Genomic DNA, 24,574 nt, shown 5'->3' with positions numbered 1-24,574 from the left:
AAATTAGTATAAATTCAAATAGTTAGCTTGCATTTCTGAACTTATAACAATTTATCCTGCTCTAATGCGGCGCTATTATAGAGGATTTTTTTTTGTGACGTAACCGCTAACGCAAACGTTTTCGTCATTTTTTTTCGATTTGCAGCAAACGATATCGTCATGGTGATAGAGTGACCACTCTCGGGTGTTTATGCCTTCTTGCTTTGCCAAGCTCGCTAGCTTTGGTATAAAGGCAGCACTATCGTTGTGAGATAAATGAATTAATGCAAAATCCATCTGCTGTTTATTGGTTAAATTTACGCTGGCTCAAATTACTATCCGTTTGTCTGTTAACGCTTGGAATGGCAGGCTGCCAAATCGACTCTGATCCCAAAAGCGAACTAGAGAACATTAAAGAGCGCGGTGTCCTTCGTGTCGGTACACTCAATAATCAACTCTCTTATTACATTGGCCCTGATGGTCCAACTGGCTTGGACTACGAGCTTGCAAGACAGTTTGCCGACGAACTGGGTGTGCGGTTGGAAATGAAACCCGCTTACCGCCAAGCAAGTCTATTTCCAGCTTTGCAAAAAGGTGAAATCGATATTATCGCCGCTGGACTAAGCCAATCTCCAGAGCGCATCAACCACTTCCGTGCAGGCCCTGCCTACTACTACGTGAGCCAACAGGTGGTTTATAAGAAAGGTCAATGGCGACCAAGAAACTTAGAGCAATTATTAAACAACCAGCAAGAGTTAATCGATAAAGCCGATGGTGAAGAGGTCTTTGCGATAGTAAAAGACTCTCACTTTGAGCAAACGCTGGCGAATGTCGCTAACCAAAACCCTGACTTCCGCTACTACATTGATGCTAATGCTGACGTCAATGACCTATTAAAGCAGGTTTCTGAAGGCCAACTTAAGTTCACCATGGCAGACTCTGTGGAACTGTCACTTTCTCAACGGATTTATCCTGATCTCGCATTGGCGTTTGAAATGACCGAAGATCAACCGATCTCTTGGTATATGCGAAAGTCAGAAGACGAGAGTTTGTACGCGTTATTGATCGAATTCTTTGGCCGCTTGAAACAGACAGGTGAACTGGCGAATTTAGAAGAGAAATATATCGGACACATTGGTGTCTTCGACTATGTCGATACTCGCGCGTTTATCCGTGCTTTAGATGGCAAATTGCCTAAGTGGTCGCCTCTCTTCAAGAAATATTCGAACGAATTTGATTGGCGCTTAATCGCGGCTCTTGCCTATCAAGAGTCTCACTGGAATCCTGTGGCTAAATCGCCAACAGGTGTTCGTGGTATGATGATGCTTACATTACCGACGGCGAAAAGTGTTGGTGTGACCAACCGCTTGGATCCAGAACAGTCTGTTCGTGGCGGTGTGGAATACTTAAGACGAATTGTTGATCGTGTTCCAGATTCTATCGCGGAACATGAGAAAATCTGGTTTGCCCTCGCCTCTTATAACGTCGGCTTCGGTCATATGATGGACGCAAGACGCCTGACAAAACGACAAGGTGGTGATCCTGATGCTTGGGCGGATGTGAAAGATCGTTTACCGTTATTACGTCAAAAGAAATATTACAGCCAGACACGTTACGGCTATGCTCGCGGTGATGAGGCAAGAAATTATGTCGAGAATATTCGCCGCTACTATCAAAGCATTATTGGTCATATTGACAAACAGATAGCCGTTGAGGCTGATAAAGAAATCAGTACTGAAGACTTAATCGTCATCCCAGCCCTGCCTCCAGTATCCGGCGCTGTCGCGTCAGAGCAAGGGGCAGTTAGCTCAGCCTCAGACTCTACGTCAGCACAGAAAACTGGACACTCAGGACGTTAACTATCAGGAATCTTCAAGTATGCGAATGTGATCGTATATCGCATACTTGAAATCTTATTCTCAAGCCCTTACATTAAACTTTGAGATTGATCATTCGCCAACGCTTCGCTTGGCGAGATAATCTCTTCTATCGCAAGGTACTGTCGTGCCCTCTGCAAATACTCAGCATAATCGAAATCACCCTACGACAAGGTTGGGCGGTGGATTGTGTTTCGTACTCCGGCATCGATCCATTGATAAGGAAATCTATTACGCAATGATTGTGTCTAGATACAGATCGGAGAGGTTTATCTTTCGTGATAGGAGGTAGTTTTATGCTTGCAAGGAAAAGAATGCAATCTAAACACCTTAATAAGACGGTGGCAGCAAACCGCCGCAAAAGAAAAATGGCCAATAATAAAAAGAAAGTTATTTGGCGTCACCGAGCTTTTATGCAGTTACTCACTCCATAAAGCACAGACAGCAAACATCTGCCCAGCAGATGTTTGCTAAAAATTACTCTTCACCCTTCATCTGTTCATCACGCTTCTCTTGCTTCTTTTGTTTTATTTCTTTGCGTCTGCGTTTGAAAAATGCCTGCAATTGATGACGACATTCCGCTTCTAATAACCCAGATTCAACATCGGCGTAGTGATACGATGCTTGGCTCTCAAACAAGTTTAATACCGTCCCTGCTGCGCCAGCTTTTAAATCAGGTGCACCGAATACAATCCGCTTTACACGACTATGCAGCAGAGCTCCAGCGCACATTGGACATGGCTCTAGCGTTACATACAATGTCGTATCCAGCAGTCGATAGTTTTCTAGGCTCTGGCCTGCTTTACGAATCACTTGCATCTCAGCATGCGCCGTCGCGTCGTGATTACCGATAGATTGATTCCATCCTTCAGCGATAATCTCCCCACCTCTGACTAATACCGCTCCAACAGGCACTTCACCTTCAGATTCAGCATGATTCGCCAACTCCATCGCGCGTTGCATAAAATGACGGTCTTCATCATTAAACTCAAAGGTCATTTGTTCATCAGTCATGTTTTTCTCGGCTTAATGCTTCTGATAAGTAATCAATTAACGTTCGAACTTTCGAAGTGAGCATTCGGTTCTGTGGATACAATGCCCAAATACCCTCACGATCACCTCGATATGGAGTCAGCACTTCCACCAGCTCCCCAGCTTCCAAATACGGCTGCACATAGTAATCAGGAAGTTGCACTATGCCTAATCCTTTTAAAGCCGCATCAACGAGCGCATAACCACTGTTGCATTGAACTCGACCTTCAACGTGAATAAGACGCTCAGACCCTTTTTCATCGAAACGCCAGTACTTTGTTGAACCTCGTAAACAGCTATGCCTTTTCAATTCAGACAGTGTATGAGGCTCACCATGGTTTTCAAGGTAGGTTGGACTTGCACACACAAACATATGTCGGTCGAGTAGTTTTCTGGCCATCATAGAAGAGTCTTCTAGTCGACCAAGACGAACGGCTAGGTCAAACCCTTCTTCTACCAAGTTCATTTTCTGGTTAGAAAGAATCAAGTCCAATTCAATTTGTGGGTGCATCAACAGAAACTCGTGCATCAACGGCGCAAGAACTTGTTCACCAAAGGTGACTGGCGCCGTCATCTTTATTTTACCCTTAGGCGTCGATTGCAACTGAGTAATCGCTAATTCTGCCAACGCTAGTCCATCAACAAGAGGTTTACAGTGTTGATAGTAAGTCGCCCCCACTTCCGTTACTGAAACCTTGCGAGTAGTTCTAACAAATAGCTTTACGCCGAGCTTTTCCTCCAACGCATTCACTCTGCGACTAATATTGGCTACTGATGTTGCCAACCTGTCTGCTGCACCAGTAAAGCTCTGCGTTTCTACCACTGCTACAAACTCATTGATCCCTTCCCAATTTGCCATTTCAACCCTCACTATTACTTTCATGTAATAGTGTATTTCAATTTATGCTAATTATCATTATTTAAGAAATAAATATACTAGCCCCATCTGATGCAAACGGCGTGAAGTGAACTAGTCTTACTCAAGTTAGCCGTTAGTTAATTTTGTGACCTTGTAATAATAAGGAATAACCATGACTGAACAATTTATCAAATCACGTGCTGCTGTTGCTTGGGGCCCTAACCAACCACTTAAAATGGAAGAAGTGGATGTAATGCTTCCAAAAGCTGGTGAAGTACTCGTAAAAATCGTTGCTACTGGCGTATGTCACACCGATGCATTCACTCTATCTGGCGATGATCCAGAAGGTATTTTCCCAAGCATTCTTGGCCACGAAGGTGGCGGCATTGTAGAAATGGTTGGTGAAGGTGTAACAAGTGTTGAAGTTGGCGACCATGTTATTCCACTTTACACAGCAGAATGTGGCGAATGTAAGTTCTGTAAATCAGGTAAAACTAACCTTTGCCAAGCAGTTCGTGAGACTCAAGGTAAAGGTCTGATGCCAGATGGTACGACTCGTTTCTACAAAGACGGTCAACCGATTTACCACTACATGGGTTGTTCAACTTTCTCTGAATACACCGTACTACCAGAAATTTCTCTGGCTAAAGTAAACAAAGAAGCGCCTCTAGAGGAAGTATGTTTACTTGGTTGTGGTGTTACTACCGGTATGGGTGCGGTACTGAACACAGCGAAAGTGGAGAAAGGCGACACTGTTGCTATCTTCGGTCTTGGGGGTATCGGGCTATCAGCTATCATTGGTGCTCGTATGGCTGGCGCTAGCAAAATCATTGGTGTTGACATCAATGAAAGCAAGTTCGAGCTTGCTCAGCAACTTGGCGCGACTGACGTGATCAATCCACAAAAATTCGATAAGCCAATTCAAGAAGTGATTATTGAGATGACGGATGGTGGTGTTGATTACTCTTTCGAATGTATCGGTAACGTAAACGTGATGCGTCAAGCACTTGAGTGCTGCCACAAAGGTTGGGGTGAGTCCGTTATCATCGGTGTAGCGGGTGCAGGTCAAGAGATCTCAACTCGTCCATTCCAACTCGTGACTGGTCGCGTATGGCGTGGTAGTGCTTTCGGTGGTGTTAAAGGCCGTAGTGAACTACCAGAAATCGTTAACCGTTATATGGCAGGTGAGTTCGGCTTACAAGAGTTCATCACTCATACCATGCCACTGGAAGACATTAACGAAGCATTCGAATTAATGCATAAAGGCGAAAGTATTCGTACCGTTATTCACTATTAATGATTCAGGGCTCTAGTGTACTAGAGCCCTTGCTTTTAAATTGGATTGATAGAATGACCATAGAAAATGTAAGCCAAGCCAAAGTATTTGGTGGGTGGCACAAACAGTACCATCACCAATCTTCGGCATTGAGCTGCCAGATGAGATTTGCCATCTATTTACCACCAGAAGCGAGCGCTGATAATCCAGTCCCCGTCCTCTACTGGCTTTCAGGTTTAACCTGCACCGACGAAAACTTCATGCAAAAAGCAGGCGCTTTCCGCATGGCGGCAAAACTCGGTATTGCCATCGTCGCACCTGATACTAGCCCTCGCGGTGAAGATGTACCTGATGATGCCGAGGGTGCATACGACTTCGGTCTAGGCGCTGGGTTCTATGTAAATGCGACACAAGCACCTTGGAATCAACACTATCAAATGTACAACTATGTCGTCGATGAGTTGCCATCGCTTATCGAACAGCACTTCCCTGTCACGCAGGTTCGATCCATTTCTGGACACAGCATGGGCGGACATGGTGCGCTAACGATTGGATTAAAGAACAGTGATAGATATCGCTCTATTTCGGCATTTAGCCCAATCAGTAATCCAATGAACTGCCCTTGGGGCCAAAAAGCACTGAGTCAGTACCTTGGTAACAATACGAATGACTGGAAACAGTATGACAGTGCTGAGCTGCTTAAAGCTAAGATGGCAACGCTGCCAATTTTAGTAGACCAAGGGGAAGATGACGGATTCCTACAAGAGCAGCTAAAGCCAGAGCTGTTATTAGCTGCGGCAGAAATTTCTGGCAGTGATATAAAGCTACGTATGCAGCCTGGTTATGACCACAGCTATTTCTTCATTCAGAGCTTTATTGAAGATCACTTACGCTTTCATGCTGGATTCTTGAAAGACTAAGCTTCAGCTATTACTTAAACTAAAAAGCCCGCCCTTTATAGAAAGGGCGGGCTTTGTTCTAACTGTCTATCAACTTACATTGTATAAGTGTATGGCGCTTGGATACCTAGAGGGATACCTAGTGCCCAGTAAGCTAGCAAGAAGATTGTCCAACCAATTAGCATTGGAACAAGGATAGGGCCAATCAGTGCCCATTTCGCAGATGCAGAACCAACAAGTAGGTTTACACACGCTGTTAGCAGAATCATACCAACAATCGTCGCTTCACCAGGAAGGTTCATCGCTTTCAGACCTTCTGCACCGTAAAGCGCCAGCATAGTACCAATGTTTGATTGACCAAACGCCGCTAGGAACTGTGCACAGAAGAATGACATTACAATGTATGCGCCCATTGTCGCCATTGTGTCAGACATCGCTTTGATTACATCATTGCTGTTCTTGAATGTGCCAGAAACACGGCCATATACGTAACCAGGGATGATGAATAGAATGAAGATTAGAGGAACAATCGACTTCATTAATGGTGCAGAGAACGCAGTGATCTCACCTTCAGGTGAACGCAATGCCGATGTCTCAGGGATGATCGCTGCGATTAATAGCGCGATACCAGCAACCATTGACCAACCAGCAGCGCGGAACGCTTTAGATTCAGTCTCAGTAAATGTACCTAGGTCCGGTGCTTCTTCTGCATCTTCATCTACAGGTGTGTTCGCAAGACGCGGTTCGATGATTTTCTCTGTAACATACCAACCGATAGCAACAATAATCACTGAAGATAGACCAGTGAAGAAGATGTTTGCTAGAGGGTTAACGATGTACTCAGGATCAAGAACTTGAGCAGATGTCTGCGTGAAACCAGCAAGTAGTGGGTCGATACCTGAAGGGATAAAGTTCGCAGAGAAACCACCAGATACACCAGCAAATGCTGCTGCAATACCCGCTAATGGGTGACGGCCAGCTGCGTGGAAGATGATACCACCTAGAGGGATAACCAGTACATAACCTGCATCTGCTGCTGTGTGCGATACAATCGCAACAAGAATTAGCATTGGTGTTAGTAGCTTAGCTGGTGTGAAGTTAAGCATCTTCTTAAGGCCTGTAGTAATAAAGCCTGAAGAGTCAGCAACACCAACACCTAGCATCGCAACAAGAACGATACCTAACGGCGCAAAGCCAGTGAAGGTTGTCACCATATTAGCTAAAAAGCTAGCCAGTGCTTCACCAGTAAGTAGGTTATTAACTTCTAGTGCAGTACCTGTACGTGGGTTAATCAGATCAAAACTGACGTTAGATAAAAGTGCTGACGCAACCCAAACAATAACCAGTGCCCAGAAGAAAAGGATAGCAGGATCTGGGATCTTGTTACCTGCTTTCTCAATAAAGTTTAAAAAGCGATCCATTCCACTCGGCTTTGGAGCTGGCGCTTGATTAATCGATTGGTTACTCATGGTAACTCCGTGTGTGATGTTGTTATTTGTTGGTCTCATCGCGCGAGGCGAGAAGATTATATTTGCGTGACCATTTTATTTAAAAAAGATGAAAAGAGTAGATAATTTGGAACTTTTTCCATATTTGTAGACTTATTTTGCAAAAAACACCGACTAACATAACATTTAACCAACATGTTAATGCACAAATGCAAAACAATTATCTAACTAGCACGCAAAAGACCCGATTATATAAACATAGCTTATATTTTCACCATCATCTAAGCGCCTAATGCTTGCGACAATAACGCAAACCTTGGCTATGACTCTCAGTTCATTTACTTAATGGAAAAATGACACGATAGAGGCAAGAGAATTAGTCAAACTCACTAAAGCGGGAAATCTGAGTAACCAGAGCAACATTGCGTTTCACTCCCAATCGATCAACCCAAAATACTTCAACCTCAACCGTCTTGATGCTTCCATTCAGAGCTACTTTCGAGACAGTCCACTTAACATCAAACACTGGATGTGAGTGGTCCTGTCCGTCAACAATATCCGTCATATAATCTGCAACAACTCGATTGGAAACTGAGGAGTCAGCCCCGCGAGTTCGAAACCACTCTAGCTTTGATTCCGCTAATGCTAGCGCTTGAGTACTTCGATAAGCAAAATCTGAGCGCTGCTCCATGTCGACTTGCATTTTCGCCAGACCTAACGCACTAATTCCAAAAAGGCACAATGCGACTAACACTTCAATGATGCTGATGCCACTCTGTTTAAAAATCACGCCACGCCCCCTTCTTCCATAGGTAACTGGAGGATGAAGAACTAGAATGAGTGATGACATCATGATTGTATTGAAAGCTTAAGGAATCTCGGAATAATGCAAGATGTTCTACATTGGAGTAATCAAAAAATGCGCCTCCAGTAATCATAAAACTGCCGTCTTGGTAATAAGCCGCAAGTGATTGATCTTCAGGAAAGTGTGTCGTAATACTGTCGCTTATTCCTAACTGTTGCCATTGCTCAATTGAAGGTTCAAAGTCTTGATTGAAATGAAACAAAACACCTTTAATGCTTGCTGCGCCTTGCATCGCAAATATACCTTCATGAACTAGTAACGTAATGCCTTCACTCGCTTCCGATAGCACTTTAATATCTGCTAAGTAATCATCCGATATGACACATGAGCCATTTATCCAAAGATGTAAGTTATTCTGTCGGAGCTGCTGGAGTATCTCTTCTCCACAGTTTTTCCGTTCCCAAAGGCCTTCTGCCGTTTGAGTTTCTAGGTTTATCTCTCTAAACACTCCGTTAGTTCTCACCGCATCATGTTGATGACGAGGAACACCGAAAAAATCTTCAAATACGCTAAGCTGGTCATCTTGAACAAAATCGTTAGCAAAACATTTGGGATCTGAAGAAGAGCTGCAATCACCGACGACAGTAGTTAAGTGCTCCTGCAAACACTTCTTATGACTCATAAACTCTTCACTAGGCACTGGACCATCACTCAATCCGCGATTAATTAATGAACCTTTTACTGAAAGATGACCTTTGAAGCGAAATGCCGCACATTCCCAGCCTTCATCCTCTTCCATACCAGGATCCGGCGTATTGATCACCAAGGACGATTTGATTTTAATGCTCGCAGAAGTTTGTATTGCCCCTGACTTTAATTTGGAAGTTGCTAAAGCAAAACGCCGGCTGATAGTCTGGTTTCCTGATGTCGCTGAAGCCACCACATCACCAGTTATACTGTCTGACCACAATTTTGTTGTCACTGATAATGTGTCATCGCAAACCTGAATGCTTGCAGGGATTTTCTGCGAAGGGAAATACTGAGCAATCGCGCATTCCACACCACCTTCAGCGAGCCAGAAAGACTTTCGAGAGGTAATTTCGTTTTGTGCACGCTTGATCTCGTAAAATGTCGTCTTATACATACCAATAAACAACATCAAAGCCAAACTCAGCAATATTGAAGTCATCATTAAAGTGATCGCTCCTAACTGATGTTTGACTCTCATTGGCCATTCCTCACCATGAAGTCTCGATAAATGGATGCGGTGACAGAAGGTTTTGCTCTTAAGTGTCCTTCCATCTCCAATTTAAGGTACTGATTGGTGCTACTCGAAGAGCCCACTTCATCGCTGATTAGCTCAAAGCGTGAAATCGCCACCAAGTTTGGTTCGAATACGGATGTACATCCCGAGACGAAGGAAAAACTAATGTCTCTTGCCCCCGATGCCAAACTTGAAACTGAACGGCAAATCTTCAGTTTTTGGTTATCAGCATCAAATTGCCACACTACATTTTCAATTGGTTTGGTCACATTAGGGTCTCTGTCGTCCCAATAAGCATATTGAACCGACATGCCATTGTTGGATATGTATACAGTCTGTGTTGAACCTTGAGGATTCAGCGTCGCATTATTAAAGCCAGCTGCACCAGAGCGTATAAGGTCATTTTGAACTCGCCGTGCTGTTGTTGACAGCGCTTGCTGAAGAATAAGTAACTGCGAGCGCTCGATAACATGACGTTGGATAGACATATAGAAGGTAACAAGTGCCGATAGCACTAACGTACTCAGAGCCATTGCAATGACAAGCTCTATCAACATGACTCCACGTACGAGATTAGGGGCACTTCTCATTTAGGACAGGCTCCAAAGCCAAACTGGATCTCGCCAACATCACATACAATCACTCGACCAGAAACACTGTGAGTCCGAATATTGATATAAGACTCCTCATCACTGTAGGGCTGTAATTTGATAGTGCCATTAGACAGGGCCATTCCCGTCAAGTTATCAAACTTAATCCGATGGTTAGAATGATTGAGTGACAACCCAATGCCTTTAAACACCTCGCCTTTTATTTGCCTTAACAACCTGGCATCGGGATCATTAATATCAACACGATTCGTCACTTCAACACTCCAGTGCTCAGTTTCTAGATGCTCTGAGAACCCCGAAAAATGAACCCATAGCGGCGTGTTCTGTGCAATTGACTCGGCCTTTGTTTGCATTAACAGAGCATATAGCTCATTAGCGGCTCGCGTTACTTTGAGTTTCTTAGAAGCGTCTTGAAAGGTAGGAGCTACAGCAGAAAGCAGAGCACCAAGAACCGCTATTGCAATAACCAACTCAAGGAGTGAGAAGCCGCGAGATCTTTCCCAAAAAAGAATGAAACCACCTACAAATGACGACTAAGACTTGCGTTAAATCTAGCAGCCACGAAAACTATTAAAGTAAATGAAATGAGTTATTTAGGGCTAGGGAGAAAAATGAAATGCAATAAAAGTAACAGACTTCAACGTGGTTTAACTTTGGTCGAGGTTGCTATTACTTTAGCCATACTTGCAGTAATCACAGGTATTGCTTACCCAAGTTACCTGCAACAAGTTAGGAAGAGTCATCGTATGGTAGCGCTGAGCGATATGCTCGCTATTCAACACGAACTAGAACGCCGCTATGACAACGGCTATCATTTCGAACAAATCGTTTCTGCCGGCACTTGTTCGATCTGTGACTCACAAACGACGCGATATCGGTTTGAAATAACTGCTGGCCGCACCGTTGCCTACATCATTAAGGCAACGGCTCAATCATCACAACAACAAACGAAAGATAGCTGTCTGGATGATGATAAGTCGATGACATTAAACGCCTTAGGTGTGACCACCCCTGCAGCGTGTTGGGGGCAATAAAAAAGCTCGCGACTGGTCGCGAGCTTTAGCAATAGTTTGAATAATCTTAACTTGTTAGATCATCAAAGAACTTTTTAACGCCATTGAAGAAACCTTCTGATTTAGGCTTATGCTTATTAGCAGCATCACCACCGCATGACTCTTCAAATTCACGTAGTAGCTCTTTTTGACGGGAACTTAGCTTAACTGGTGTTTCAACTACAAGCTTCACGATAAGGTCACCCACACCGCCGCCGCGAACGCCTTTCACGCCTTTACCGCGCATACGGAACATGCGTCCTGTTTGGGTTTCTTCTGGTACTTTAAGGCTTACACGACCATCAAGGGTAGGTACTTCCACTTCGCCGCCTAATGCCGCTTGAGCAAAGCTCACAGGTACTTCACAGTATAGGTTGTTGCCTTCACGTTCAAAGATATGATGCTCTTTCACGTGCACTTGAACGTACAAATCACCTGCTGGTGCGCCATGCTCTCCCGCTTCACCTTCGCCAGATAGACGAATGCGATCGCCGGTATCTACGCCAGCTGGAATCTTAACATTAAGTGTCTTAGTCTTCTGAATACGACCTTGGCCATGACAGCTATTACAAGGGTCTTTGATGATCTTACCTTGGCCATGACAAGTAGGACAGGTTTGCTGAACCGCAAAGAAGCCTTGACGCATTTGAACTTGACCGTGTCCATGACAGGTACCACAAGTTTGTGGCGAAGAGCCTTTCTTCGCACCGCTACCATCACAAGTCTCACACTCAACGAGCGTTGGAACTTCAATCTCTTTAGAAATACCGCGAACAGCTTCCTCCAGTGACAGCTCCATGTTGTAACGTAGATCAGCACCACGTTGTGCACGACTGCCACCACCACGGCGACCGCCGCCAAAGATATCACCGAATACATCACCGAAGATATCACCGAAATCAGCACCGGCGCCACCAAAGCCGCCACCGCCCATACCACCCTGTTCAAAGGCTGCATGACCATACTGATCGTAAGCCGCTTTCTTTTGCGGTTCGGTAAGAATTTCGTACGCTTCTTTTACTTCTTTAAATTTCTCAGCAGCGGTTTCATCACCTTGGTTTCTATCTGGGTGATACTTCATCGCAAGACGCTTATACGCCTTCTTGATGTCGCGCTCTGATGCGTCACGATCAACGCCTAATACTTCGTAAAAATCACGTTTTGACATATTGCTTGTTACCAATTACTTCGACAAACAGCCCGACGCTGTTTGGGGATTGTATCGTTCTAGATAAAGATTGGTGTCCTTATCTAGAGCGACATGACTCTCGTAAACTCACTGTTTACAAATTTGCGGGCGTAAAGGTTACCCCAAACGCCCGCACAAATCACTTTTCGAGAATCCAGTTCACTGAATTCTCTAAGCTATAAAGTTCAAGCTCAAGGAGGAAACGCGCAATTTGCTTAGTCTTCATAGAGAAAGTGCAAATGAGCATTTCCGACGCCGAGATTGGGCTTTATAGCGACGAGAAATTATTTTTTCTCGTCTTTTACTTCTTCGAACTCAGCATCAACAACATCGTCGTCTTGCTTAGGCTGTTCGCCAGCTTCAGTGCCCGCACCTTGTGCTTGAGCTTGCTGTTGTGCGATTTCCATTAGCTTCTGAGCCGCTGCCATTAGCGCTTGAACTTTCGCGTCAATCGCTTCTTTGTCCTCACCTTTACGAGCTTCTTCTAGCTCAGTGATTGCTGCTTCGATCTTCTCTTTCTCTTCTGCAGGTAGCGCTTCACCAGCTTCTTCTACTTGCTTACGAGTACCGTGAATCATTTGGTCTGCTTGGTTACGTGCAGCTGCTAGCTCTTCGAACTTCTTGTCCGCTTCTTTGTTAGCTTCTGCTTCTTGAACCATTTTCTCGATGTCTTCATCGCTCAGACCACCAGACGCTTGGATAGTGATCTTCTGCTCTTTACCAGTCGACTTGTCTTTCGCAGATACATGTAGGATACCGTCCGCATCTAGGTCGAAAGTTACTTCGATTTGAGGCATACCACGAGGTGCAGCTTGAATGCCTTCTAGGTTAAATTGACCTAGAGACTTGTTGTACATCGCTTGCTTACGCTCACCTTGAAGAACGTGGATAGTTACCGCGTTCTGGTTGTCTTCTGCTGTAGAGAAAACTTGGTTCGCTTTCGTTGGGATAGTGGTGTTCTTCTCAACTAGCTTAGTCATTACGCCGCCCATAGTCTCGATACCTAGAGACAGAGGAGTAACGTCTAGTAGAAGTACGTCTTTCACATCACCAGCTAGTACACCACCTTGAACTGCAGCACCCATTGCTACTGCTTCATCTGGGTTCACGTCACGGCGAGCTTCTTTACCGAAGAACTCAGCCACTTTCGCTTGAACCATAGGCATACGAGTTTGACCACCAACTAGGATTACGTCGTTGATGTCGCTTACTGATAGGTCTGCATCAGCTAGAGCAACTTTTAGTGGCTCAAGAGAACGTTGTACTAGGTCTTCAACTAGAGATTCTAGTTTCGCACGAGTCACTTTTACGTTCATGTGCTTAGGACCAGTTGCATCCGCAGTAACGTAAGGTAGGTTTACGTCAGTTTGAGAAGTAGAAGAAAGCTCGATTTTCGCTTTTTCTGCTGCTTCTTTAACACGCTGCATTGCTAGAGGGTCGTTCTTAAGATCGATGCCTTGCTCTTTCTTGAACTCTTCAACTAGGTAGTTGATCATGCGGTTATCGAAGTCTTCACCACCAAGGTGCGTGTCACCGTTAGTTGCTAGAACTTCAAATGTCTTCTCGCCTTCAACTTCGTCAATCTCGATGATAGAAATATCGAATGTACCACCACCAAGGTCGTAAACTGCGATAGTGCGGTCACCGCCTTTCTTGTCTAGACCGTAAGCAAGTGCTGCTGCTGTTGGTTCGTTGATGATACGTTTAACTTCTAGACCTGCGATACGACCAGCATCTTTAGTTGCTTGACGCTGTGCATCGTTAAAGTAAGCAGGAACTGTGATAACTGCACCAGTTACTTCCTCACCTAGGAAGTCTTCAGCAGTTTTCTTCATCTTCTTAAGTACTTCAGCAGATACTTGAGGAGCAGCCATTTGTTGGCCTTTCGCTTCTACCCATGCATCACCGTTGTCAGCCTTAACGATTTTGTAAGGCATGATTTCGATATCGCGCTGAACTTCTTCGTCTTCAAAACGACGACCGATAAGACGCTTAATTGCAAATAGCGTGTTCTCTGGGTTTGTAACTGCTTGACGTTTCGCAGGTTGACCTACTAGCGTTTCGCCGTCTGTGTAAGCGATAACCGATGCGGTTGTACGCTCACCTTCAGCATTTTCGATTACGCGTGGTTTGTCGCCGTCTAGAACAGCAACACAAGAGTTAGTAGTACCTAAGTCAATACCAATGATTTTACCCATCAGGCTATCTCCGAATAAATTCTATTGTTTCGTTTGCAAGCTCCGGTATGGAGCGTTGAGCCGGCAATACACCCGCTCGCAATAGGTTTGTTTTATGTATGAACCTTAAATAAGGGCTGCAAAATGCTTTTCAAGGGAGGAAGGTAAAAAAAATTAAGTTTTTTGCCGAAGAAATTAAAAACTGTCTATAAAAGGGGCAACTAACCTCTTGAAAGCATGACTATCAATAAAAAAAGCGGAGCTTTTAAGGCTCCGCTTTGCAAATCGTTAAATAACGTGATTAAGCACGGCTTTCAGTAAGTTGAGCTTCCGAACCTTGTTCAACATCAAGCTCATTTTCGCTACCCGCTACAATCGTATTGACGGCAGTATCACCAACAACGTTAGAACTTGTACAGAACATATCATTAATACGGTCAACTGCAGCAACAATAGCCAGACCTTCTGGTGGCAAACCTAGTTGGTGCAGGATAACGCCGATCATGACAACGCCGCCACCAGGAACACCACCAGCACCAATAGAAAGTAGTAGAACTGTGAAACCTAGTGTAAATAGGTCGCTCATTTGAATTGGCTGACCAAACGCATTAGCGATAAAAATAGTTGCGATAGCAATATAAATAGACGCCCCTGCCATGTTCATCGTTGCACCTAGTGGAACACCAAAACCAGCTACCGATTTAGACACACCAATTTTGTCAGTCAAAGTACGCATCGTTACTGGAATCGTAGCGTTCGAACTTGCTGTTGATAGTGAGAACAGTACCTGCTCACGAGTCGCACGAATAAACTGTGAAGGAGTCATCTTGGTTGTTGCGCCCACCATTAATGGATACACAACAAAAATCCAAAGCACAAGGATACCAACAACCAGTGCCACATAACCTGCCACTGAAGCTAGCGTACCAGCATCTAGAGTTGCACCTAGTTGAATCATAAGAGCAAACACACCATAAGGAGCAAGACTCATGACTAGACCAATGAGCTTCATCATGATGTCGTTCGCTACTTTGAACGCATTCACAGCAGGACCGCCCTTCTTATCCAATGCTTGGATGGCAAGACCTGTCAAAATTGCCATAAAGATGATTTGCAGCATATCGCCATTTGCAAACGCCTGAATTGGATTGCTTGGAACGATATTAGTGATCATTGAGAAGATATCAGGGGTTGTGGTTGACGTAATCTCAACGGCTTGAGCTACTGTACCACCAAGGTTTGCACCCGCCCCCGGCTGAACGATCATACCGATTGTTAACGCAAAAGTGATAGCGACTACAGTATTAAGAATATAAAGCGCAAAAGTTTTACCGCCTAGACGGCCAAAAGAGTTGATGTCTTTAAGTTCTACGATACCGCAGACAATAGAAACGTATACGAGTGGAACAACAAGCAGTTTGATAAGCGAGACGAACATGCCGCCCACACCTTCAGCAAAACCAAGTAGGTATTGGTCAAAAATGCTGACACCTGCGAATAAGTATTGAATCGCTGTACCAATTAGCAGGCCAGCAAATAGACCTATAAAGATCTTTTGGGATAGTGATTTATTCATTCATAAACTCCAGAATGTTGTGTTTAGTCCCTGTATTTTTATAGTTATTTACTTTCTTATTAGTAGAAAGCTCAGGGCATCTTACAGATCTGAAGCTCAAAATAAAGCATTAATTTTACATTTTGTTATCCAAAATCTAAAATACTATCACCTATTTTTTCAAAGGTTATTAGAATAAATAACTAAAAAAAATGAAGCCCATAAGGCTTCATTTCTCTATAAATCAAAAACAAGCGGGATAAACCTCTAGTGTCAATCCCTAACTGTTTGCTTGTTATTTAGACACCATGACCATAGCTGGTCTGATCACGCGACCATTTAGCTCGTAACCCTTTTGCATAACAAACATTACGGTATTAGGTTCATGATCAGCACTTTCCTGAATAGACATCGCTTGGTGCAGCTCTGGATTGAACGCTTCACCTTCAGGGTTAATTTCTTTCAAGCCAAATTTAGCTACCACATCAACGAACGTTTTGTGAGTTAGCTCTACGCCTTCAACAATCGGTTTTACCGCTTCATTCTCTGTGTCAGCAGCAGCGATAGCGCGCTCAAGGTTATCAATTACCGGAAGCAACTCTTCAGCAAACTTATTCAGTGCATATTTACGTGCTTTATCGATCTCTTGTTCTGTGCGGCGACGCATGTTCTCAACGTCTGCTTTTGCACGAAGCACAGCATCTTGCTGCTCTTTTACTTTCGATTCACTCGCTAGCAAAGCTGCTTCTAGTTGAGCAATTTTCGATTCTTGAATATCTTGCTCGGATTCTTCGTTCCACTCAACATCAGCGTCAGAACCAACTACATCAGCGTCAGCTTGCTTCGCTTCCGCTTCTTGCGTGTGCAGCTCTTCTTGGTTTACCTTATTTTCTTCGTTGCTCATGGTTTCTCCGGAATACTCAATTCAAGGCAATGTAGAATATGACTTGCCCATAAAACTTGGATCAAAATCATACCAAACACTGCATATATACATACTTTGGGTATATTATGGGGATGAAGATTTGTGATTCAAGCACTATTAGTTTGGAAGTGATATGAAAAAACCCTTTGAGGTGATCGCCATCATAGGCAAACCAAGAGCACAGAAAGCCGTTCAGACCCATAAAGAACTGTTTCACTGGCTCACCTCTAAAGGCTACAAAGTATTGGTGGACGACCGGCTTATCGACATTCTCGTCGATATCCCACGACAACACTTTTTTAGCCTAGTCCGTATTGGACGTGAAGCTGATCTCGCCATTGTGGTTGGAGGTGACGGTAACATGCTCGGAGCAGCACGAGTTCTCTCGCGCTTCGATGTTGCGGTTATTGGCGTCAATAGAGGTAGCTTAGGGTTTTTGACCGATTTAAATCCAGAAGGGTTTGAAACCTCTCTTGAGGCCGTACTTCAAGGGGAATTTCGTGAAGAAGAGCGCTTTCTTCTTGAAGCCGAAATTCATCGTCATGGCCAGATAAAGAGTCATAATGCCGCTCTCAACGAAGCAGTCCTCCACCCTGGACAAGTCGCACATATGATCGAGTTTGAGGTATACATAGATGATACCTTTGCATTTAGCCAACGTTCTGATGGGCTAATCGTTTCTACACCAACGGGTTCAACAGCCTATTCGCTTTCAGGAGGTGGCCCTATTCTGTCCGCAAACCTAAATGCGATTTCGCTGGTGCCGATGTTTCCTCACACTCTCTCTAGTCGCCCTTTGGTTGTCGATGCAAACTGTCGCATTAAGCTGATTGTATCCCCCGATAACCGAGGCACTCAAGAAGTCAGTTGTGACGGGCAAATCTCCTTACCTGTCTCACCAGGTGACGAGATTCATATTTACCAAAGCCCGAATCGCCTGAAACTGATTCACCCTAAAGACTATAGCTATTACCACGTCCTAAGAAACAAGCTTGGCTGGTCAAGCAAATTGTTTTAAAAATCATATTGATGAACCCCAGCACATAACGCTGGGGTTTTCGTACCTAGTGTTAACGTTGACGATAAATTCAACAACAGTGCGTTCAATCACATAAAAAAACACCTGTACAACTTTACTGTATAAAGAAACAGTATATACTGAATTTACATACAGTAGTGTTCATTTAAACAGGTAACTAAAAATGCTGTCTCATCTAAGTGTTAATAATTTTGCCATTGTAAAATCTCTGCAGTTAGAACTCAGTACAGGTATGACAACCATCACCGGTGAAACTGGCGCAGGTAAATCGATTGCGATTGATGCACTAGGACTTTGCTTAGGTGGCAGAGCGGAAGCAGGAGCCGTTCGCGCTGGTGAAGATAAAACCGAAGTCACCGCGGCTTTTGTTATCGAAAACAACCAACAAGCAACACGTTGGTTGGAAGATAATGACTTGTTTGATGGCACTGAATGTATTTTAAGACGCACCATTACCAAAGAAGGTCGTTCGCGTGCCTTCATCAACGGCAGCCCTGTTCCGTTATCGCAATTAAAATCTCTAGGGCAGCTTCTAATCAACATCCATGGTCAGCACGCTCATCACCAGTTGATGAAAAGCGATTACCAATTGTCACTGCTTGATCAATACGCGGGTCACACCAATCTACTGCAACAAGTTCGTAATAAATACCAAGCATGGCGCAGTGCCGATATTGCACTATCCCAACTAAAAGAAAACAGTGCTAACAACCTCGCTCAGCTTCAACTTTTAGAGTACCAAATAAAAGAACTTAATGAGCTAGCGATTGGCGAACAAGAGTTTCCCGAATTAGAACAAGAACATAAACGTCTATCCAATAGCGGAGAGCTGGCAATCACCTGTCAGCAAGCTATTGATATCATCTATGAAGGTGAAGAAGTCAATGCATTAGGTATGCTTCAAACTGTGAGCAGTAAACTGGTTCAACTTGCCGAGTTAGACACCGAATTGACTGCCCTACCCAATATGATTGAAGAAGCCATGATTCAGTTAGAGGAGGCCAATACCGAGCTGCGCAGTTACCTTGATAAGATTGATGTTGACCCTGAACGTATGGCCTATGTAGAAGAACGCTTTTCAAAGATTATGTCTCTGGCTCGAAAACACCATGTGATGCCCGAAGAGCTGTACCAACATCATCAAGATCTTCTGGGGCAAATTGAAGCACTGGACTGCTCCGATGAAAAGTTAGCTGCAATGGAGGAAGAAGTCTCTGCACATTTCGACGCTTACGTCCGCTCATGTGAAAAACTAAGCAAATCTCGTGGACGCTACGCGAAAGAGCTCAACAAATTGATCTCACAAAGCATGCATGAATTGAGCATGGAGAAGGCCAAATTCGCCATTACCGTTGATTTCCAGCAAGAGCATCCTTCACCAACAGGTATGGATAACGTGGTATTCGTTGTTTCCACCAACCCAGGTCAACCAATGCAACCAATCGCAAAAGTAGCCTCTGGTGGTGAGCTATCTCGAATCTCACTCGCGATTCAAGTCATTACCGCACAAAAAGTTGACACACCTAGCCTCATCTTTGACGAAGTAGATGTGGGTATCAGTGGTCCAACAGCAGCAGTCGTAGGCAAAATGTTACGTAAGCTCGGAGAATCAACTCAGGTACTGTGCGTTACCCACTTACCTCAAGTTGCGGGCCATGGCCATCAACAGCTATTTGTTACGAAAACTACCAAAGCCAACAAAACTGAGACCAGTATGTTGACGCTAAACGAACAACAACGCATCAGTGAATTAGCGCGGTTACTGGGCGGTAGCCAGATTACCGATAGCACACTGGCCAATGCGAAAGAGCTATTAATTGCGGCGTGATTGCGGGACTTCACGATAGTTCCATCGGATTGTTTTTTTAAACAAGGATTGTAAGCTAACTCATAAAATAGCGTCTCTAGTTACAATCTAAGACAGACAAGTTTTTACTTCTGCTTCATCCTTGTTTATTATCTTTGCAGTCTCAGAAATCAAAGTCGTAAATTAAAGCTATGCAATTAAAAAAGTGGTTGATCGCATTACCACTCGCGCTCACGATGCTGACAGGATGTTCAGTGATCGAAAAAATCGTTTATCGTATCGATATCAACCAAGGTAACTTTGTTGAGCAAACGGCTGTTGAACAGCTACGTTTCGGCATGACAAAAGAACAAGTTCGTTTCGTACTTGGCTCACCTATGCTGATTGAAAATGGCTACCCAAATACTTGGTATTACATTTACCATGCAACGAAAGGTCACGATGATCCAGTGCAACGTAATCTAGTTGCCAACTTCGATGCAACAGGCACTCTCACCAGTATCTCTGGCGATTATGAAGCCAGTGACCAGTTCTACGAAAGCCTAAACTAGACATCAAAAAAGCTCGCATTTAGCGAGCTTTTCTATTTGAGTCTTTTAAACGTCACCACTAACTGGATATAGATTCAGACTTTCTCTGCGCAGCAGGTTTTCCACCAGTAACTGGGTCAGCGGTTCCAGCCATTTTGGCCTGCTCTGCTCTCTTACGTCGAATTTCTTTCGGATCAGCTAGCAACGCACGATAGATTTCAATACGGTCTTTATCTCGTACTGTCGCGTCCAGCTTAACATTACGACTAAACACACCCACTTTATTGTTTTCAAGATCAATTTCAGGATAAACCGCTAAAACGCCTGACTTTTGAATGATCTCTTCGACCGTTGACTCGTGATTTACAACCAGTTGAAACACGCGCTGCTCGTGAGGTAGTGCATACACCACTTCGACATGGATAAGCTGACTATCAGCACTCATAGGTGTACACCTCTTTTGCACGCTTGGTAAATGCATTGACCATATTACTGGTCACATCGTGGAAAATCTTACCAAACGCCAATTCAATCATTTTGCTCGAAAATTCAAACTCTAGCTTCAGCTCCACTTTACAAGCCTGATCATCAAGAGGAATAAAGGACCAAACGCCTTTCAACATCTTAAATGGACCATCGACCAATTCCATGAAAATTTCGCTGCCATGCACCAAGGTATTCGCTGTCGTAAAGGTTTTACTGATCCCGGCCTTTGATACATCGACCGACGCCACCATACCTGAGTTCGATAACTCCAAAACTCGAGAGCCAGAACAACCAGGCAAAAACTCATGGTAACTGTCAACATCATTGACCAAGTTAAACATTTGATCAGCACTAAACATCACCAATGCTGAACGCGTCACTTGTTGCATAAAATTTCCTCAAAATAAAAGGCTGCCTCCGATTCTACTGTTTACCTTGAGTTAGCTCAAGTTACTCGACCTTACGTTTCGTCATAATCAAGCACACAGCCTTGTTGCTAATTTATCAATCAAGCACATAAAAGCCTTTCCTTAATCCAAAAACAGACCTTATAATGACTCCATTATGGTAAAGAAGAATTCAAAGAAAAAAGCGGGTAGCAATACCATCGCTCAGAACAAAAAAGTTCGCCACGAATATCACATCGAAGACGAAATTGAATCTGGAATTGAGCTGCAAGGATGGGAAGTAAAATCACTTCGCCAAGGCAAAGCTAATATCGCAGAAAGTTACGTCTATATCCGTGATGGTCAGGCGTACATCAGTGGCATGTCTATCATTCCGCTTAACCAAGCATCTACACACATCGTGGCTGAACCGACTCGCGTTCGTAAACTACTGATGCACCGTCGTGAACTAGACAAACTTATTGGTTTGGTTAACCGTGATGGTATGACATTAGTAGCGACTGCACTTTATTGGTCTCGCTCTTGGGCGAAGCTCAAAGTCGGTGTTGCGAAAGGTAAAAAGCTTCACGACAAACGTGCTGATCTTAAAGAAAAAGATTGGGCTCGCGATAAAGCACGAATTATGAAGAGTAATTTGCGTTAATAGTGACCACTTAAACTTGCAAAGCTAGACAGCGTAAGCTTTTCTGGTACTATGCAAGGAACACTTTGGGGCTGATTTAGGATTCGACAGGAATTTTGCAGTCTGAGGTGCATGCCGTGGGGCGGTTGGCCACGTAAAAAGCCGCAAAAAAATAGTCGCAAACGACGAAAACTACGCACTAGCAGCTTAATAACCTGCTCAGAGCTCTCTCGCCCTAGCTTCCGCACGTAAGACGGGGAATAACGAGAGATCAAACCCAAACGCGCTAGCCCGGATTTTCCCACCTGAGAGATGAACGGCGAATTATAATTCAGGTTAGCCATTAACTAGCGTGTCGGTTCGCAGGTTGGTGGTGAAATTAAAGATCGACTAAGCATGTAGTACCAATGATGAATGGTTTCTGGACGCGGGTTCAACTCCCGCCAGCTCCACCAAACGTTTGGAAAGGGCGATAACTCTTAGAGTTATCGCCCTTTTTGTTTCTTATGACCTTCCCCAGACGAAGCCAATTCACTTTGCGGTCAAATTAGCCTTCTCAGCTCGACAATTTAGTAATCTGTAGTTGATACCGAAACAACTGTAACAATTCGAGTTACACTGAATGGATAACAATAAGTGTCGAGGGTTTATGACCATTTCTCCTGCCATTTTACGTAAGGTTTGGTACTCACCATCCATCAACTTAGGGCTACGAGCCACCAGCGCCATTGTGATTTTTATTGGCTTAGGTGTGTTATTCCATCAGGTTAATATTGCGATGACCGCTTTGATGACAATGCCCGCAGCATTGATCAGCGGATTAGACACTGCGGGGCCTAGACGTTGGACTCGGTTTGCTATTACTGCAATGACGTGGAGTCTTACTCTCGTTGCTAGCTACGTATTGCTTTTGAGCGAGTTACCCTTGTGGTTTACTTACGGTGCTATTGGTGCCGTAATGGCAAGTTTTGCCGTTAATGGACCATTCTGGGGGCGACTGGGTATGTCGAGTTTGCTTATCGCCGTGGTGACTTTGTCGCTTTATCATTCACACTCCGGCACCCTTTTGTATCCAATGTTAGTGCTTGGACCGCTCACTTTTGCGCTCTTCAGCTGGCTATGGTTTGCCTTATGGAAACATTATGCGTTGCGAGTTTGCCTTTCGGCGATCTACGAGAAATTGGCAGACTACATTCAATATCGACAAGCTTTTTTGTTAGGGAATGAAAGTGAAGCTCCTAAGCGTCTTATCAAATACCAGCTTATTGAGCTTTTTCAACAAGCCCTTCAATCTGAGTCATTTCGCTCAAAACATGAGGACGTTAACGATCTTAGACAGGCGTTATTTCTCGCTCTGGATACTTTTGAAGTTATTCTGAGCAGCCACACTAATAACCCAGATCTGTTATCACAGTTCCAATCCAGTAAGTCGAAACGTGACCTACTATTGGTATGGAGCCAACACTGTCAGCAAAGGCTCAGACACAAAGCGAGACAGTTGCTGTACAACTCTCATGAGAAGGCTGCCCATTTAAGTTCACTCGAGCAAGAGGCTCACGATCTCATCGAAGCGGTAAAGCTTGAAGATCAACCGCGTTTCCGCTACTGGGCCTATGCGATTAAACACATCTCTCATCGCATTGAGTTAAACGAACCCGCCTACGAACGCTCTTTTGAAGTACAGCCCTTCGAGCTTTCCTTGCGCTGGCCAAGTAAAGACAATCCAATTTGGCGACACGTCGCTCGTGTCGGGCTGATGTTTGCCCTTGGCGCAGGCATTGCTGAGTATTTCGAATTGATTCGTCCTGATTGGGTGCTTATTTCCATGTTAATGGTGATCCAACCTAGCTTCTTAGCCACACGCAGTAAGACATGGCAGCGCTGCTTAGGCACCGCCTTGGGCGTCTTGTTTGCAACAACTGTCATTAAAATTGGAGTGCCGCCCACAGCTATATACACATTGATAATTGTATTACTGCCCGTCGCTATGCTTAATATCATGCGCCGTTATTCGCTTGCTATTGGATGTATCACCGCTTTATTAATTCTGGTTTACCATGCTATGGCTCATCAAGGGCTTAACTTTGCAGCACCACGTTTGATCGATAATCTTATTGGTGGTGCGATAGTGTTGTTAGGCTACAGCGCTTTATGGCCACAGTGGCGCGGTAAAGAAATTCACTCTCAAGCACTAAAGGCATTGGACAGCTCAAAAAGCCTTTTTGTGTATTGCTACACTCAACTGCAAGCGGAGCCGGCTCAAAGAAGCCACATAGATCTCACTAAGCAAAGAGCCGCAATGCTTACTGCCGAGAGTGACCTTGAGTTGGTATATAGTGAGATGCAACAAGAACCACGCCACACTCGCAGTGACCCACATTATTATGACGATATGCTAAGCCATTACCGACTGCTCAATCATTACCTCTGTTTGCTTTTGCCTTTGGTACGAGCTGGCATCTCGTATCAAGGTTCCAAGCAGGTAGAGTATTTAATCAACAGCGCAATGGATGCCTTAATATTTAGTCTGCGCGACCAACAAGTTCACGAACTACCTGCTTTGAGTAATAAAACCGCAGACAAGGCACTCAGCTCTACATCAGGTCAACGCTCGGTAGAAGAGATCATATGGTTAGCATTAATGACCATTAAACAGATGCACGATTTAGTCAGGCGCAACCTTAATAGCTAACCTCACGTGAGATATAACAAAAAAGAGCGACAACTACGCTAGT

Annotated in this window: 22 protein-coding genes and 1 other RNA gene; 10 read left to right on the top strand and 13 right to left on the bottom strand. The window is 44.2% G+C overall.

Annotated elements, in window-relative coordinates:
* Window positions 1-263: 263 nt before the first annotated feature.
* Complete coding sequence (gene mltF, locus VME0621_RS22315; RefSeq protein WP_062460735.1) at window positions 264-1,838, top strand: membrane-bound lytic murein transglycosylase MltF; 1,575 nt, start codon at window positions 264-266, stop codon at window positions 1,836-1,838.
* A gap of 495 nt (window positions 1,839-2,333) precedes the next feature.
* Here mltF and tadA read toward each other — a convergent pair whose 3' ends face one another.
* A complete protein-coding gene (tadA, locus tag VME0621_RS22310; protein WP_038227919.1) occupies window positions 2,334-2,870 on the bottom strand; it encodes a tRNA adenosine(34) deaminase TadA in 537 nt (178 codons plus the stop codon).
* A complete protein-coding gene (locus VME0621_RS22305) occupies window positions 2,863-3,747 on the bottom strand; it encodes a LysR family transcriptional regulator (RefSeq protein WP_062460732.1) in 885 nt (294 codons plus the stop codon). Before VME0621_RS22305 ends, tadA begins: the two co-directional genes overlap by 8 nt.
* A gap of 172 nt (window positions 3,748-3,919) precedes the next feature.
* Between VME0621_RS22305 and VME0621_RS22300 the strand changes: the two genes are divergently transcribed.
* Together VME0621_RS22300 and fghA are read left to right on the top strand one after the other, a co-directional pair.
* Entirely contained in the window at window positions 3,920-5,044 is a 1,125-nt protein-coding gene (locus VME0621_RS22300; protein WP_006072498.1) for an S-(hydroxymethyl)glutathione dehydrogenase/class III alcohol dehydrogenase, read from the top strand.
* Window positions 5,045-5,097: 53 nt separating this feature from the next.
* Window positions 5,098-5,943 (top strand): S-formylglutathione hydrolase, encoded by an 846-nt coding sequence (gene fghA / locus VME0621_RS22295; protein WP_062460803.1) that lies wholly within the window; start codon window positions 5,098-5,100, stop codon window positions 5,941-5,943.
* A gap of 74 nt (window positions 5,944-6,017) precedes the next feature.
* Here the strand turns inward: fghA and VME0621_RS22290 are convergent, their stop codons facing one another.
* The 5 genes from VME0621_RS22290 to VME0621_RS22270 all read right to left on the bottom strand — a co-directional run bounded on the left by VME0621_RS22290 (window position 6,018) and on the right by VME0621_RS22270 (window position 10,562).
* A complete protein-coding gene (locus VME0621_RS22290) occupies window positions 6,018-7,391 on the bottom strand; it encodes an AbgT family transporter (protein ID WP_065311741.1) in 1,374 nt (457 codons plus the stop codon).
* A 355-nt stretch (window positions 7,392-7,746) separates the two neighbouring features.
* Window positions 7,747-8,160, bottom strand: coding sequence for a type IV pilus modification PilV family protein (locus tag VME0621_RS22285; RefSeq protein ID WP_006072506.1), 414 nt, complete (start codon window positions 8,158-8,160; stop codon window positions 7,747-7,749).
* Entirely contained in the window at window positions 8,150-9,403 is a 1,254-nt protein-coding gene (locus VME0621_RS22280; protein WP_062460729.1) for a hypothetical protein, read from the bottom strand. Before VME0621_RS22280 ends, VME0621_RS22285 begins: the two co-directional genes overlap by 11 nt.
* A complete protein-coding gene (locus tag VME0621_RS22275) occupies window positions 9,400-10,029 on the bottom strand; it encodes a PilW family protein (RefSeq protein ID WP_062460725.1) in 630 nt (209 codons plus the stop codon). The genes VME0621_RS22280 and VME0621_RS22275 overlap by 4 nt, the downstream gene beginning before the upstream one ends.
* Complete coding sequence (locus tag VME0621_RS22270; protein WP_256200721.1) at window positions 10,026-10,562, bottom strand: GspH/FimT family pseudopilin; 537 nt, start codon at window positions 10,560-10,562, stop codon at window positions 10,026-10,028. The genes VME0621_RS22275 and VME0621_RS22270 overlap by 4 nt, the downstream gene beginning before the upstream one ends.
* 99 nt (window positions 10,563-10,661) lie before the next feature.
* Here VME0621_RS22270 and VME0621_RS22265 point away from each other — a divergent pair, with 99 nt between their 5' ends.
* Entirely contained in the window at window positions 10,662-11,084 is a 423-nt protein-coding gene (locus tag VME0621_RS22265; protein WP_062460719.1) for a type IV pilin protein, read from the top strand.
* 46 nt (window positions 11,085-11,130) lie between these two features.
* On the opposite strand, the gene dnaJ is transcribed toward VME0621_RS22265, so the two are convergent.
* From dnaJ to grpE, 4 genes are all read right to left on the bottom strand, one after another.
* Window positions 11,131-12,270: a molecular chaperone DnaJ gene (gene dnaJ / locus VME0621_RS22260; protein WP_038227929.1), complete on the bottom strand. Its 1,140-nt coding sequence runs from the start codon at window positions 12,268-12,270 to the stop codon at window positions 11,131-11,133.
* 305 nt (window positions 12,271-12,575) lie between these two features.
* The gene (gene dnaK, locus VME0621_RS22255; RefSeq protein WP_062460717.1) at window positions 12,576-14,489 is read right to left on the bottom strand and encodes a molecular chaperone DnaK; all 1,914 of its coding nucleotides are present in this window, start codon (window positions 14,487-14,489) and stop codon (window positions 12,576-12,578) included.
* A 280-nt stretch (window positions 14,490-14,769) separates the two neighbouring features.
* Window positions 14,770-16,044, bottom strand: a complete 1,275-nt coding sequence (locus VME0621_RS22250) for a dicarboxylate/amino acid:cation symporter (protein ID WP_038227932.1) — start codon at window positions 16,042-16,044, stop codon at window positions 14,770-14,772.
* Between the two features lie 274 nt (window positions 16,045-16,318).
* Window positions 16,319-16,927: a nucleotide exchange factor GrpE gene (gene grpE, locus VME0621_RS22245; protein ID WP_006072516.1), complete on the bottom strand. Its 609-nt coding sequence runs from the start codon at window positions 16,925-16,927 to the stop codon at window positions 16,319-16,321.
* A gap of 154 nt (window positions 16,928-17,081) precedes the next feature.
* Here grpE and nadK point away from each other — a divergent pair, with 154 nt between their 5' ends.
* The 3 genes from nadK (at window position 17,082) to bamE (ending at window position 20,345) form a co-directional block, all read left to right on the top strand.
* The gene (nadK, locus tag VME0621_RS22240; RefSeq protein WP_006072517.1) at window positions 17,082-17,966 is read left to right on the top strand and encodes an NAD(+) kinase; all 885 of its coding nucleotides are present in this window, start codon (window positions 17,082-17,084) and stop codon (window positions 17,964-17,966) included.
* 184 nt (window positions 17,967-18,150) lie between these two features.
* Window positions 18,151-19,815, top strand: a complete 1,665-nt coding sequence (gene recN, locus VME0621_RS22235; protein WP_006072519.1) for a DNA repair protein RecN — start codon at window positions 18,151-18,153, stop codon at window positions 19,813-19,815.
* A gap of 170 nt (window positions 19,816-19,985) precedes the next feature.
* The gene (bamE, locus tag VME0621_RS22230; protein WP_006072521.1) at window positions 19,986-20,345 is read left to right on the top strand and encodes an outer membrane protein assembly factor BamE; all 360 of its coding nucleotides are present in this window, start codon (window positions 19,986-19,988) and stop codon (window positions 20,343-20,345) included.
* Between the two features lie 58 nt (window positions 20,346-20,403).
* Here bamE and VME0621_RS22225 read toward each other — a convergent pair whose 3' ends face one another.
* Together VME0621_RS22225 and VME0621_RS22220 are read right to left on the bottom strand one after the other, a co-directional pair.
* Window positions 20,404-20,769: an RnfH family protein gene (locus tag VME0621_RS22225; RefSeq protein WP_062460714.1), complete on the bottom strand. Its 366-nt coding sequence runs from the start codon at window positions 20,767-20,769 to the stop codon at window positions 20,404-20,406.
* Window positions 20,759-21,199, bottom strand: a complete 441-nt coding sequence (locus VME0621_RS22220; RefSeq protein ID WP_006072526.1) for an SRPBCC family protein — start codon at window positions 21,197-21,199, stop codon at window positions 20,759-20,761. The genes VME0621_RS22225 and VME0621_RS22220 overlap by 11 nt, the downstream gene beginning before the upstream one ends.
* Window positions 21,200-21,374: 175 nt before the next feature.
* Here VME0621_RS22220 and smpB point away from each other — a divergent pair, with 175 nt between their 5' ends.
* The 3 genes from smpB to VME0621_RS22205 all read left to right on the top strand — a co-directional run bounded on the left by smpB (window position 21,375) and on the right by VME0621_RS22205 (window position 24,531).
* Window positions 21,375-21,860, top strand: coding sequence for an SsrA-binding protein SmpB (smpB, locus tag VME0621_RS22215; RefSeq protein WP_006072527.1), 486 nt, complete (start codon window positions 21,375-21,377; stop codon window positions 21,858-21,860).
* 67 nt (window positions 21,861-21,927) lie between these two features.
* Window positions 21,928-22,294, top strand: a transfer-messenger RNA (tmRNA) gene (gene ssrA / locus VME0621_RS22210).
* A 194-nt stretch (window positions 22,295-22,488) separates the two neighbouring features.
* Entirely contained in the window at window positions 22,489-24,531 is a 2,043-nt protein-coding gene (locus VME0621_RS22205) for an FUSC family protein (RefSeq protein ID WP_062460712.1), read from the top strand.
* Window positions 24,532-24,574 lie beyond the last annotated feature (43 nt).

The sequence above is a fragment of the Vibrio mediterranei genome, from assembly GCF_900088415.1.
In the GTDB taxonomy this organism is placed as follows: domain Bacteria; phylum Pseudomonadota; class Gammaproteobacteria; order Enterobacterales; family Vibrionaceae; genus Vibrio; species Vibrio mediterranei.
Note: the sequence above shows the minus strand (reverse complement) of the source record. Positions and strands in the feature narration are given on the sequence as shown.

Bases quoted from the DNA above. Each gene is read 5' to 3' on its own strand.
- mltF (WP_062460735.1), top strand. From the start codon at position 264: ATGCAAAATCCATCTGCTGTTTATTGGTTAAATTTACGCTGGCTCAAA.
- tadA (WP_038227919.1), bottom strand. From the start codon at position 2,870: ATGACTGATGAACAAATGACCTTTGAGTTTAATGATGAAGACCGTCAT.
- VME0621_RS22305 (WP_062460732.1), bottom strand. From the start codon at position 3,747: ATGGCAAATTGGGAAGGGATCAATGAGTTTGTAGCAGTGGTAGAAACG.
- VME0621_RS22300 (WP_006072498.1), top strand. From the start codon at position 3,920: ATGACTGAACAATTTATCAAATCACGTGCTGCTGTTGCTTGGGGCCCT.
- fghA (WP_062460803.1), top strand. From the start codon at position 5,098: ATGACCATAGAAAATGTAAGCCAAGCCAAAGTATTTGGTGGGTGGCAC.
- VME0621_RS22290 (WP_065311741.1), bottom strand. From the start codon at position 7,391: ATGAGTAACCAATCGATTAATCAAGCGCCAGCTCCAAAGCCGAGTGGA.
- VME0621_RS22280 (WP_062460729.1), bottom strand. From the start codon at position 9,403: ATGAGAGTCAAACATCAGTTAGGAGCGATCACTTTAATGATGACTTCA.
- VME0621_RS22275 (WP_062460725.1), bottom strand. From the start codon at position 10,029: ATGAGAAGTGCCCCTAATCTCGTACGTGGAGTCATGTTGATAGAGCTT.
- VME0621_RS22265 (WP_062460719.1), top strand. From the start codon at position 10,662: ATGAAATGCAATAAAAGTAACAGACTTCAACGTGGTTTAACTTTGGTC.
- dnaJ (WP_038227929.1), bottom strand. From the start codon at position 12,270: ATGTCAAAACGTGATTTTTACGAAGTATTAGGCGTTGATCGTGACGCA.
- dnaK (WP_062460717.1), bottom strand. From the start codon at position 14,489: ATGGGTAAAATCATTGGTATTGACTTAGGTACTACTAACTCTTGTGTT.
- VME0621_RS22250 (WP_038227932.1), bottom strand. From the start codon at position 16,044: ATGAATAAATCACTATCCCAAAAGATCTTTATAGGTCTATTTGCTGGC.
- grpE (WP_006072516.1), bottom strand. From the start codon at position 16,927: ATGAGCAACGAAGAAAATAAGGTAAACCAAGAAGAGCTGCACACGCAA.
- nadK (WP_006072517.1), top strand. From the start codon at position 17,082: ATGAAAAAACCCTTTGAGGTGATCGCCATCATAGGCAAACCAAGAGCA.
- recN (WP_006072519.1), top strand. From the start codon at position 18,151: ATGCTGTCTCATCTAAGTGTTAATAATTTTGCCATTGTAAAATCTCTG.
- bamE (WP_006072521.1), top strand. From the start codon at position 19,986: ATGCAATTAAAAAAGTGGTTGATCGCATTACCACTCGCGCTCACGATG.
- VME0621_RS22225 (WP_062460714.1), bottom strand. From the start codon at position 20,769: ATGAGTGCTGATAGTCAGCTTATCCATGTCGAAGTGGTGTATGCACTA.
- VME0621_RS22220 (WP_006072526.1), bottom strand. From the start codon at position 21,199: ATGCAACAAGTGACGCGTTCAGCATTGGTGATGTTTAGTGCTGATCAA.
- smpB (WP_006072527.1), top strand. From the start codon at position 21,375: ATGGTAAAGAAGAATTCAAAGAAAAAAGCGGGTAGCAATACCATCGCT.
- VME0621_RS22205 (WP_062460712.1), top strand. From the start codon at position 22,489: ATGACCATTTCTCCTGCCATTTTACGTAAGGTTTGGTACTCACCATCC.